4 protein-coding genes are annotated in these 2,602 nt (G+C 72.1%); 3 read left to right on the top strand and 1 reads right to left on the bottom strand.

Going from position 1 to position 2,602, the window contains the following annotated elements; genetic code table 11:
* From AIIKEEIJ_RS13680 to AIIKEEIJ_RS13670, 3 genes are all read left to right on the top strand, one after another.
* A partial coding sequence (locus AIIKEEIJ_RS13680) for a sensor histidine kinase (RefSeq protein ID WP_338020950.1) occupies window positions 1-239 on the top strand: 239 nt, incomplete at its 5' end.
* A gap of 108 nt (window positions 240-347) precedes the next feature.
* Window positions 348-917, top strand: coding sequence for a hypothetical protein (locus tag AIIKEEIJ_RS13675; RefSeq protein ID WP_238406352.1), 570 nt, complete (start codon window positions 348-350; stop codon window positions 915-917).
* 96 nt (window positions 918-1,013) lie between these two features.
* Complete coding sequence (locus tag AIIKEEIJ_RS13670) at window positions 1,014-2,189, top strand: glutamate--cysteine ligase (protein WP_161995872.1); 1,176 nt, start codon at window positions 1,014-1,016, stop codon at window positions 2,187-2,189.
* A 23-nt stretch (window positions 2,190-2,212) separates the two neighbouring features.
* Here AIIKEEIJ_RS13670 and AIIKEEIJ_RS13665 read toward each other — a convergent pair.
* The coding region (locus AIIKEEIJ_RS13665; protein ID WP_161995871.1) for a deaminase at window positions 2,213-2,602 on the bottom strand (390 nt) is incomplete at its 5' end.

The following is a 2,602-nucleotide window of genomic DNA, read 5'->3' as shown; positions in this document are numbered from 1 at the left end:
CGATGAGCAACGTGGTGCACCACTCCGGCGCGACCAACGTCACCGTCACCGTGTCGGTCGACGACTACCTCACCATCGACGTCACCGACAACGGCGTCGGCATTCCCGCCACCGTCGCGCGCAGCGGGCTGCACAACCTCGCCTCCCGCGCCGAGGAGGTCGCGGGCACCTTCACCGCTACCGCGGTCGACACCGGCGGCACCCGCCTGCTCTGGTCGGCGCCGCTGCCCGAGGACTGAGCTCGCACCGCCGGCGGCGGACGGCTCCCGGCCCCGGTATCTCGCCGCGGGCGCGGCAGCGGGTCGCACCGAGGCGGTGACCGGCTCGGTGGGGGGAGGCGGCAACAATTGCTGCGGCGCTCCTCGTCGCCGTTTCCCTTCGCGGCCGTGCCGATCCGAATTCCGAAACGTCGTTTCTGTCCTTTCTCGGCCGGAAGTCGAGATTCTCCGGTATGCGCCGGATGGCCCGGCGCGGGGGCTATCATCGAATTCGGCAGAGGGAACCCGATGAACACGAACACGAGCGCACTGAGCGACCAGATTCGGGCCGTACACCAATTGGTGCGGACGCAACTGCAGATACTCGAAATTCGCCACGAGCGCAGCTCGCATCCGATGGCGAAGCAGCAAATTGCGGCGGACATTCGCTATTTGTCGGAACGATGCGACGCCCTCGAACGAATTCTGCATTCGCACACGACATCCGCGAAGTCGTCGTCATCTCGGGCGGCGCGGCTGAGCGACTGCATCGCCACCATCGCCGGCTCGGCGGACAGGCGCAGCGTCGCCGCCCTCGAACACGTCCTCGCGGACCAGCTGGCCGACCGCGTCCGCACCCTCGAATCCCTCGCGATCGCGCTCGGAGACCGGCCGCTGCAGCAGTGGGCACGCGGTATCCACGCCGTCGGCGCCGCCTGATTTCCCTCCCGTTCTCTTCCCACCTGCCCGGGACGCGTGCCAGGCTGGAGCCACGGTCCTGCCGAGCTGTTTCGGCCGTTCCGGTTGGAGGAGACGATGACGTCCACGCTGCCGCGCCGTGCCGGATCCGACCGTGGCGATGTCCCGGGCCGGCTGCTGACCATGGGCGTCGAGGAGGAGTTGCTGCTCGTCGACGCCGACTCCGGCCGGCCCCGGCTGAGCAACGCCGCCGTCGTGGCCGATGCCCGCGAGGCCGGGCTCGACCTCCAGCTCGAGCTGTCGCGCTGCCAGGTCGAGACCGCCACACCGGTCTGCACCCGGATCGACGACCTGCGGCAGGAACTGCGCGTCTCGCGCACGGTGGCGGCGGCGGCCGCCGCACGCGCCGGGGCCCGCCTGCTCGCGGCGGCAGTGCCCCCGTTCGACACCACCCCGCCCGGGGCGCTCACGGACGCCGCCCGGTACCGGCGGATGGCCGAGCACTTCGGGGTGGTGACCGATCAGGTGATCTGCGGCTGTCACGTCCACGTCGGGGTGCCCGATCGCGACGTCGCGGTGCAGGTCTGCAATCACCTGCGGCCCTGGCTGCCCGCCCTGCTCGCGCTCACGGCGAACTCGTCCGTCACCGCCGGTGCCGACACCGGTTACGCCAGCTGGCGTCACATCCAGTGGGGGCGCTGGGCCAGCGGGGGGCCGCCGCCCTTCTTCCGGTCCGCCCGGCACTACGACGACGTCGTCGCCATGATGCTCGACGCCGGCACCGTCCTCGACCCCGCGATGGTCTACTGGGACATCCGGCTCTCGCCGCACCTGCCCACCCTCGAGATCCGGGTCTGCGACGTGCCCGCCACGATCGAGGAGACCGTCACCGCCGCCACCCTCGTCCGCGGACTCGTGTCCACCGCGCTCACCGCCGTCCACCGCGGTGACCCGGCGCCCCGGCTCGAGGCCGACCGGCTGAAGGCCGCGTGCTGGCGCGCCGCGCGGGAGGGCATCGACGGCTACGGGATGGACCCGCTGACGCAACGGCCCGTCCCCGCCGCCCGGCTGCTGGGCTCGCTGCTCGAGCACGTGCGGCCCGGCCTCGAGGAGGCCGGCGACTTCCCGTCCGCGCGCGCGTCGGTGCGGCGGATCCTGCGCCGGGGCAACGGCGCGCGCCGTCAGCGGCGAGCGCTCGCGGCGTCCCGGAGCACGGCGGACTTCGTCGCGGACCTGGCCCGCATCACCGTCGAGGGGTGCGAGCCGGCCGCTCCCCCACCGACGGCCCGGTGATCACTCCTACTCGGTGATCGCCCCTACTCGGGGGGTGTGACGCCGATGTCCTCGTGCCACAGGTCCGGGTGCTCGGCGACGAACGTCGCCATCATGTCGATGCAACGTCGATCGTTCAGCACCGTCACCTCGACCCCGTGCTCCGCGAGCCAGTCGTGGCCGCCGGTGAACGTGACGCTCTCCCCGATCACCACCGCGCCGATGCCGAACTGCCGGATCAGGCCGCTGCAGTACCAGCACGGCGACAACGTCGTCACCATGATCGTCGAGCGGTAGTCGTGCCGGCGGCCCGCGGCCCGGAAGGCGGCGGTCTCGGCGTGCAGCGACGGGTCCCCCTCCTGCACCCGCCGGTTGTGGCCGCGGCCGAGCAGCGTCCCGTCGGCGGCGAACAGGGCCGCGCCGATCGGGATGCC

The organism is Rhodococcus sp. YH1 (assembly GCF_009939605.1).
Lineage (GTDB): Bacteria > Actinomycetota > Actinomycetes > Mycobacteriales > Mycobacteriaceae > Rhodococcus > Rhodococcus aetherivorans.
This window is presented reverse-complemented; position numbering and strand designations above follow the sequence as displayed.